Annotated in this window: 5 protein-coding genes; all 5 read right to left on the bottom strand. The window is 59.6% G+C overall.

Features of this window, described 5'->3' with window-relative positions:
• On the bottom strand, positions 1 to 755 hold a 755-nt coding region (locus U862_RS29230; RefSeq protein ID WP_025113328.1), incomplete at its 3' end, for a hypothetical protein.
• A gap of 65 nt (positions 756 to 820) precedes the next feature.
• Positions 821 to 1,948 (bottom strand): SoxR reducing system RseC family protein, encoded by a 1,128-nt coding sequence (locus U862_RS0127410; protein WP_029977879.1) that lies wholly within the window; start codon positions 1,946 to 1,948, stop codon positions 821 to 823.
• On the bottom strand, positions 1,932 to 5,558 hold the full coding sequence (locus U862_RS0127405; protein ID WP_025113326.1) for a toxin VasX: 3,627 nt from the start codon (positions 5,556 to 5,558) through the stop codon (positions 1,932 to 1,934). Before U862_RS0127405 ends, U862_RS0127410 begins: the two co-directional genes overlap by 17 nt.
• On the bottom strand, positions 5,555 to 6,421 hold the full coding sequence (locus U862_RS0127400) for a DUF4123 domain-containing protein (protein ID WP_025113325.1): 867 nt from the start codon (positions 6,419 to 6,421) through the stop codon (positions 5,555 to 5,557). The genes U862_RS0127405 and U862_RS0127400 overlap by 4 nt, the downstream gene beginning before the upstream one ends.
• Positions 6,418 to 8,421, bottom strand: coding sequence for a type VI secretion system tip protein VgrG (locus U862_RS0127395; RefSeq protein ID WP_025113324.1), 2,004 nt, complete (start codon positions 8,419 to 8,421; stop codon positions 6,418 to 6,420). Before U862_RS0127395 ends, U862_RS0127400 begins: the two co-directional genes overlap by 4 nt.
• Between the last annotated feature and the right edge of the window lie 4 nt (positions 8,422 to 8,425).

The raw sequence follows: 8,425 nt of genomic DNA, 5'->3' as shown, positions 1-8,425 counted from the left end.
GGATCGTCGGGGCCTTGCAGGTCTTGCTGGTACTGAATCGATTTGAGGTCGTTGACCTCGAACTCCATGTAGCCGCGGATGGCTTCCCAATGACTGATGGCGATGGGCAGGCCGGTGCAAGGGAATTCGACGCTGGTGAGGACTTCGCCATGCTGGAAGCCGATGCCCATGCCGTATTGGCGGCGGATGCCGTACTGGGTGGCGCTTTGGGCTTCGATGACCCAGGCCGAGAGTGATTCCCACGGGACGAAGAGCGGTTCGGTGGCGTCCTCGGGCATAAAACAGACTTCACGGCGTTGGCGGTTGAAGCGGGTGGGGATGATTTCGGCGCGTTTGTTGTGGTTGTGGAGCCAGACGCAGAGGCCGATGAAGAGGGTGCCGAAGCCGGCTATTGGCGCGTTTCCATAACCTTCGTGGAATACCCCGATCATTGAGTCCCAAATAGCTTCTCCTCCATAACCAAAAACGACCCCAAGAAATCCCGTAAACAGCGGGAACAGAAGAGTAATCATGAATACGAGGGTAAAGGGACCCCCTAAAATAATTTGCCATGAGAACACTTGCGGCGATCCCAACCCGAAGTCCATGTACACCTCATTTAACTCCCCAATATGCGGGCCACGAGGTGGCAGTAGTGTCGGCAGCGGCAACGGCGCGAGATAGGTGATCTTCCCGCTGGGAAAAGGCTCGACATCGCCTGCCTTGCGAGGTTGCTCGAGGTGCGGTGCCGGCACGGGATCAAGGCTTTTGGGCATGGTCGACCAGCTCCAGCAAATGGGTTTCAACCAGTAACACGGTGGATCATCTCCTTGCGTTCGCTTCATGCGCGATGTGTGGTGCTGCTGTCCATTCGCTGCACTTCAGCAAATATCGCGGTGATCGCCCGGTGTGGCAGGCGTTTTTGTAGTGTCCTGACCTGTGCGCTCATTCGCAGCAGTTCTTCACTCGGCTTGGCCCACTGGTCTTTTGGCAGCGGCTCTGACCACTGGCGCATAACCTCGGGCAATACGTGTTGGCCCATGGCCTTGATGCGGCGGATTTCCCATTCGACCAAATGATTGGGCAGCGTCCAGAAGGTCATGACGTGATACAGGTACCAGAAGAACCCCGACACCCGGCCGCGCTCGCCATCACGGATCTGCTGATGCATGCGCGCGCGGGCGTTATGGAACGTGTGCAGGCCTTCATGGGGCGGATCGTCGGGGCCTTGCAGGTCTTGCTGGTACTGAATCGATTTGAGGTCGTTGACCTCGAACTCCATGTAGCCGCGGATGGCTTCCCAATGACTGATGGCGATGGGCAGGCCGGTGCAAGGGAATTCGACGCTGGTGAGGACTTCGCCATGCTGGAAGCCGATGCCCATGCCGTATTGGCGGCGGATGCCGTACTGGGTGGCGCTTTGGGCTTCGATGACCCAGGCCGAGAGCGACTCCCACGGGACGAAGAGCGGTTCGGTGGCGTCCTCGGGCATGAAGCAGACTTCACGGCGTTGGCGGTTGAAGCGGGTGGGGATGGTTTCAGCGCGTTTGTTGTGATTGTGGAGCCAGACGCAGAGGCCGATGAAGAGGCTGATGAAGCCTGTTGTCAGGGCCATTTCGTAAGACGCCTGGAAAATCCCTTCTATTGAGTCCCGAATGTCTTCCCAGCCATACCCAAATACAACGCCAAGAAAACCACCCAACAGCGGAAACAGGAAGGCGATCATAACTGCCCCACTGAATGGTCCTCCTAATATGACTTGCCATGAGAACACTTGCGGCGATCCCAACCCGAAGTCCATGTACACCTCATTTAACTCCCCAATATGCGGGCCACGAGGTGGCAGTAGTGTCGGCAGCGGCAACGGCGCGAGATAGGTGATCTTCCCGCTGGGAAAAGGCTCGACATCGCCTGCCTTGCGAGGTTGCTCGAGGTGCGGCGCCGGCACGGGATCAAGGCTTTTGGGCATGGTCGACCAGCTCCAGCAAATGGGTTTCAACCAGTAACAGGGGCGGGGGCTCGGTGACGGATTTGGGCGGTAACGAAGGGTAACGACCTTCGCCTCGAGGGTTGAGATGAATGAAGTGTGTGCGAGAGATCCACTCGCCTTTGCCGTTGAGCTTTTGCACGCACACGCCCAACTCGAGTGTCTCGACCACGGGGGTCAACGGCGCCTCACGATTAAGCGGATATTTCAGGCACAGGATCAGCGGATTTGTTTGCACGATCTGCAGGCTGTCCGCCACTTCATTGCTGATCTCATCCTTGCGTTCCCGCGCGACCCCGCGGCTGTCGAGCGGGCGAAACAACCGATGGGCGCCGATGCCCAGGCGGTGAGACGCTTTACCGCTTAACGGTGGCTGGAAGTCACTGAGTTGTACGCCCGGCAGCTCCAGATGAATATCACTGGGCTTGGCGCGCAAAAACAGGTTCTTCAGCAGTGAGTCATGCTTTTCGGGGCCGAGTAGTGCAAAAGGGGCATGAATCAAGTCGCCGAGGTAACGCTGGTACTCATCCAGGGTGTAGTTACCGCGTTCATCACTGTCCAGGCTCCAGGGTGTGGTTCTCAGCCACTTGTCGTGGGTGCTGATGTTGTAGCGGTTGTACAGCCAGGTGCCGCCCAGCTCCAGTACGGTGAACAACGCACCGGCCAGGTTGACCCGGAAAAATACGGTGGACAGCCGTGTCCCTGCGGCGGCCCAGGCAGCGGTTCGTGCCGCAGCACTTCCGGCTTTCGCCACTTGAAAAGTGGCGTAAACGGTATGACCAAGGCCGTAGGCGTTAACTGCAACCATGCCGCTCGCGCCTGTTGTGGCAAGAGCAGCACTTGCCTGTGCCGCACGATTGCCACTTCGCGTGGAGTTCTGCCAATTCTGTTGCTGTGTATTGAGGCTTACCAATGATGATGAAAGCCCAAAAATGTAGGTAGCAAAACCAAGCCCCACATGCATTTTCCCCATCTGCACATGCACGTTCTCTAACGCGTGATGTTGAGCTGATCGGACCAGCCTATCGCTCTGCGTTTTCAAAGCGGTATCTGCCAGGCTTTGTGCTGCCGCAAACCCCGCAGCACCTGTGGCAGCCGCTGCGTTGCCGAATGTCTTCCAGACTCGTTCGTTGCGGGTTTGCTTCATCATTTCCCGATAAACCCCCACCAAATTCACCGCCTGCGCCAAAAACACCAACAACCCAACCCCTTCACTCTTGATCAAATCTGCCCTCGGCACACTCTGAACCCCCAGCCGAATGTTCTTCAGCAAACTCCTCACCTCCTGCTGTTGCGCCGCAGCGAACACCACCGTCACTCCCGCCCGGGCGGGGGCGGCGCCGTACAGGCGCACCGATGCATCCGGCAATTCGGCAATCGGGCTCAGCGCGCCCGCGAGCCTGCCTTCAAGTTGAGTCAACCCGGCACGCACCCGAACGATCTCGGTCTGCAACTCCATCGCACGTGCAGTCTTGTGGCCCGCGAGATTTTTATTGTGGGTAAGCCGGTTGCGCTCATTGTTGAGTAACTTGAGGTCGGCACGTTCGCGGAGCAGGTCCTTGATGTCGGTTTGCAGCGCCTTGTGTTCGGCCGGGGTGGCGACGGTGAAGGTCACTCCGGTGCTTTTCGCCGCATCGAGGATGCGTGCCGGCAATGCCTTGGGCAGATGGCGGAACAGTTCGTCAAGGTCGGGGATTTTCCCTTGCGCCAGGTCGAAGCCTTCCAGTGCGCGGCTCAGCCCCAGATTCAACGCCGGGCTGTAACTGTGTTGCACCGCGTCGGCGAGGGCTCGGGTATGTTCGGGTAAATCATCGAGGGCCGGCAGGTGCGGATGCTCGAGGTTGCGCAGGGTTTCCAGCCAATCGGGAAGGTTGTTGAACAGGCCGGCTCCGGCATTCGACAGCAGGCTGTATTGCACCAGCAGGTCAGGTCTGACCCGTAGCGGCAAGGTATAGAACGGCGATCGCGTCATCTGCGGGTGTTCTTCCAGAAACCCCAGCATTTTTTCACTGGCGTGGTCGCTGCGGCAGATGTCTTTGATGCAGGCGTATTCGGCCGCGAAGGCCTCGGCCAGTTGCTGCGGGTGGTGCGCATCGTAATACCAGGCCGAGCGATGGAAACGCCCGGCACATACCAGGTCCGTGCGGTCGGCGGTGATGCGTTCGAGCAAGCGGTTCCAGCGCTTGAGGTCGGCGCGGTGTTGAAACAGCGTCTCGTCCATGGCCGGGCGATCAATGAAATCGTTGATCCCGCGTTTGCCGGAAAGACGGGAGCCTTCAAGCACGTCCTCAATACGGTTGTTTTGCTCCCTGCCGAGTTTGATCAGCGTTGCGAGATGCCGCTCAACGAAGTCGGGAGGTGCCATCGCAAAGTGCTGGCGGGTGTAGTAGGTGCGGTCGGCGTCTTCAATTGCGCGCCGGTGCGCATTGAGGTCTGGCGCTGCGCCCTGAAGCATAAGCATCTTCTTTGCTTCAGCCGCCGCCGCGCTGCGCAATTGCTCGAGTTCGGGCGGGACGGGAACACCGTCCACCTCGACCTTGCCGCCTTTGTTCAAGTAGTTAAGCAAGGCTTCGCGCGTGCGTCCCTGAGTGGGCTCAGGCAACTGTTGCAGATCGCCCAGCAGGGCGTTGACCGCCGGGTCATCGCTGGCCTTGTTCAGGTTGCCGACATCTGCCGGACTGAGCTGGCTCAGGGACTCGATATAGCAGGCCAGCAGATAATCACGCTCGTTGTTGTAGGTATTGCTCCAGTGGTCGAGCCAACCGGCCACTGTATCTTGATAGTTGGCGAGGTCACGCAGCACCCCGAGATCGTCCTCAATCACGAGAAACAGCGTGTCGTCCTGATAAGCCGGGCGCACCCGCCCGAGCAACTCACCGATATGCGCGTCGCGAAAGCGTCGAGGCTGCTCCCACAGATAAGGTTCGCGTTCGTGCTCGGGGGCGCTGTAGACCTCAACTTCGGGCATTAGAACCGCGTCTGCTGGCGAGGCTTTTTTCAGCATGGCGCGATTTTCTTCAGCCTGTGCCTGCTTGGTCGGCACGGTCGCGATCTCTGCCATCCATGTCCTCGCCTGTGTGACCGTCAACAGGTGCTCGCCACCGGTTTCGCAATTCACCGGGCCGAGATCGATGGCCTGCATGAAGTACTCGCGCTCCTTGGGGTTGTCGGTCACTTGCGCGCATTTGGCCGCGGCCCACTGGACTTCGGCAAAGCACACATGCAACAGGCTGCGTCGGGAAAACACCAGTGCCGGGCGCTCTTCGATCGCTGTGCGCTGGTCACTGTCGACCTTGGCGCCCTTGTGCAGCAAGGCGCTGATCGATCCATCGAGAACCCGGTACTCATGCAAGTGGCCGGTCACGCTATCGATCACATATAACCAGCCATCGCGCAGCCTGCGGATGCCCAGTTGTCGGGTCTGCAGAGCGTAGGGCAGTTTCAGCGAGGCGCCGGGGGCGACGATTTTTTCCACCAGGCCGTAGCGCAAAGGCAGAAGCTGCACGTGGGTTTTGCGCAAGGGGCAGGCGCCCAGCGAGCCAATCGGCGTTTTGGAGGCCGCAGCCGCGGCGAGGTTGGCGAGTGATGTCATGATTGGCCCCGTTGAATGGCCCACTGATGAGCAAGCTCTGCAGCCAGCGCAACGCGCTCATCGGGCGGTTGCAGTGATGACGTCTGCAGCAATTGATGAATGTGCGAATGCTGTTCGGGCGTCGCGCCCTCCATTGAGGCCATGACGTTGGCGTAGAAGAACAGTTCGGACTTGCTGCTCAAATCCAGCGCACGGGCCTGCTCCCGCAGCTGTTCGAGCCGTGGCCAGCGCTGGGCCAGGGTTTTACCGTCATGGTGGGCCGGGAAGTAGCTGAGCAGATGGGCGTCGAGTTCGATCAGCGCGCGGCGGTGATCCGCCTGGTCCAGTGCTGAATTTTGCTCAGCACTCAGGCGATAGGGCGTCGGCAGGTCGAGGCGCTCAGGCAGACGAGGCTGGTGTCGATGCCAATTCGCAGCAACGCAATCAGCCGTCAGGACACAGGACAGCGGGCCAAACAGTCGTTGATCGTCGCTGCCAAACAGCACGTTCGCCACGGCAGCATCGGCCAGTCGCAGCATGACTGGCAGGTCCTCCGTGATTTCAACCGCCAGCAGTTTTCGCAAATGCTGTGCCACGGCATGGGCAGGCTCAGGGCTGAACAGCAGCACCCCCCATTCCTCTTGGGCATGCTCGCAATAGAACTGAAAAATGGCCGCCTCAGGGTGTTCAATCGTCACCAACAGCGGTGAGATGTCCCGTAGCTCGGTGAAGGGCGTGCCGTCGAACAGGGCGATAGAGCTGACGCCGGGGTCATGCTGTTTCAAGCGCTCCAACAGGTTTGTCTGGCTCGCGCCGTCCAGCAATACAAAAGCGAGTTGCTCATTCCACGGCAGGTCTGTGGGCAGTAAAGGCGAGAAGTTCATGCTGGGCTCGCCTCGCAAATCAGGCAGCGTGATGTGCTGTTTGAAAGCAGATTGATGCGTTGCTGAAGCGGATCTACCGTCAGCTTCAACAACGGCAACGCGCCCGCCACCAACGGTTCTGCGGGCTGCCCAACCGCAGGCGCGCCCCCCTGGACAATCGGCACGCTGCTGCAGAGGCCCTCAGGCCCCAGCGTCAGCCAATGCCCGCCCGCCTTGATCGTTACATGGGTGCCGCCATCGATGACCACTTGCTGGCCGGCGCCGAGGTGAATTTGCTCGCTGGCACTGAGTCGTTGGCTGGCGACCCGAATATGGCGGTCGCCCTGCACCCAAAGATGGTCGTCCCGCTTGAGTTCGGTGAGGCGATTGCCGTGGGTCAGATGATGCTCATCACTGCGCAGGTCAAGACTGCAAACGCCGCCGACGACCATGGTGTGCGAGTTGTCGACCTGCACCCGTTGGTCATTGAGCACCCACTGAGCCAAGTCACGCTGGGCGCGAATGGCGATTTCTTCAACGCCCTTTCTGTCCTCGATGCGCAGTTCGTTATAGCCGCTACCGCCGGGGCTGCTCTGGCTACGCCAAATGCTGCGCGTGCGTTCGGCCGGCAGGTCCAGCGGTAGCGGCGTCGTCGCGTTGGGCAGGCAACCTGTCACAAACGGCTTGTCCGGATCGCCTTCGGTGAACCCGACCAGTACTTCCATGCCAACGCGCGGAATCTGCACGCTGCCGTATCGGTCATGGGCCCAGCCAGTGGCGACGCGCAACCAGCAACTGGATTGCTCATTGAGCTGGCCTTCGCGATCCCACAGCAGTTGGACTTTTACTCGTCCATAGGCGTCGCAGTAGATTTCTTCGCCGGCCGGCCCGGTCACCACGGCGTGCTGGTGGCCGGTCATTCGTGGTTTTGGGTGTTGCAGTGCGGGACGGAAAATCACTTCCCAAGGCGTCGCGACGAAGGTATTGCGATAGCCCTGACTGAAGCCATCGTCCGTAGTCGGGGCGGCTGATGCTTCCTCAAGCACTTGCGGTTGTCGGCCGACGTGTTCAACACGCGTCAGCAGCCACAAGCCATTGCAGTCGGCGCGTGGGTGTTCACTCACATCGACGAAACTGCCGCTGCGCATCAGGCTTTGATAACTGCGCCCCTGACTCTGACGGTAATCGGCGCGGTGCCGCTCAAGCGCGCGCCGACTCAAATGCTTACCCTGATCACGATGAGTGAACTGCCCCGGAAAACGGTAATCCTCAAGCGCCGGCAACCGTTGCTCTTTGACTTCCGCGTCCAGTTGCACCGTGGGTTTTTCGAAGTGATAGTCGCGGCGACTGACGTGGCTGGTACGAGTTTCCAGGCGCACGTTGAAGCGGTCGATCACCGACTTGTCGGCCAACATGCCCCTGCCTTGCGCATAAGCGGTTGGCGCGTCAGGTCTGGGGAAGACGGTCTGGTCGTCGCCAAACACCAGCAGGTGCCCATCGCTGCTGTGCTGGAAATGAAAGTGCAGGCCTTCTTCCTCGCACAAGCGCTGGATGAAGTGCAGATCTGTCTCGTCGAACTGCACACAGTACAGGCGTGGCGGGTAATCGGCACCGAGTTGAAAACGCCAGGCATCGGGCTGCAAACCATGGTCGCTCAAGAGGGTAGCGATGATTTGCGGAACGCTTTGCTGTTGAAAGATCCGCTGATTGTGGCGGTGGGCGAGGTAAGCCAGATACGGCACCAGAACAATCTGGTAGTGCGTCAGGCGAGCACCGGAGTCACCTTGGGCGATTCGATAAATCTGACCATGCAGGCCATCGCCGTTGGCACAGAATGAGAGAAACGCTGGACGGTGCAGCAAGGACTCGAGATCAAGGTCGCGGTGCTCGCTGACCAGTTCGAGTTCGACCCTGTAGGTTTGGTTGAGCGCCTCACTGGCGCAGAACTCGTATACCTGAAAGTCGTGGGGAACGTCCTTGATATCGAGTCTGAAAACGACGGATTGGCCGGCGGTAAGCATCCAC

The organism is Pseudomonas sp. H1h (assembly GCF_000633255.1).
Taxonomy (GTDB): Bacteria; Pseudomonadota; Gammaproteobacteria; order Pseudomonadales; family Pseudomonadaceae; genus Aquipseudomonas.
Note: the sequence above shows the minus strand (reverse complement) of the source record. Positions and strands in the feature narration are given on the sequence as shown.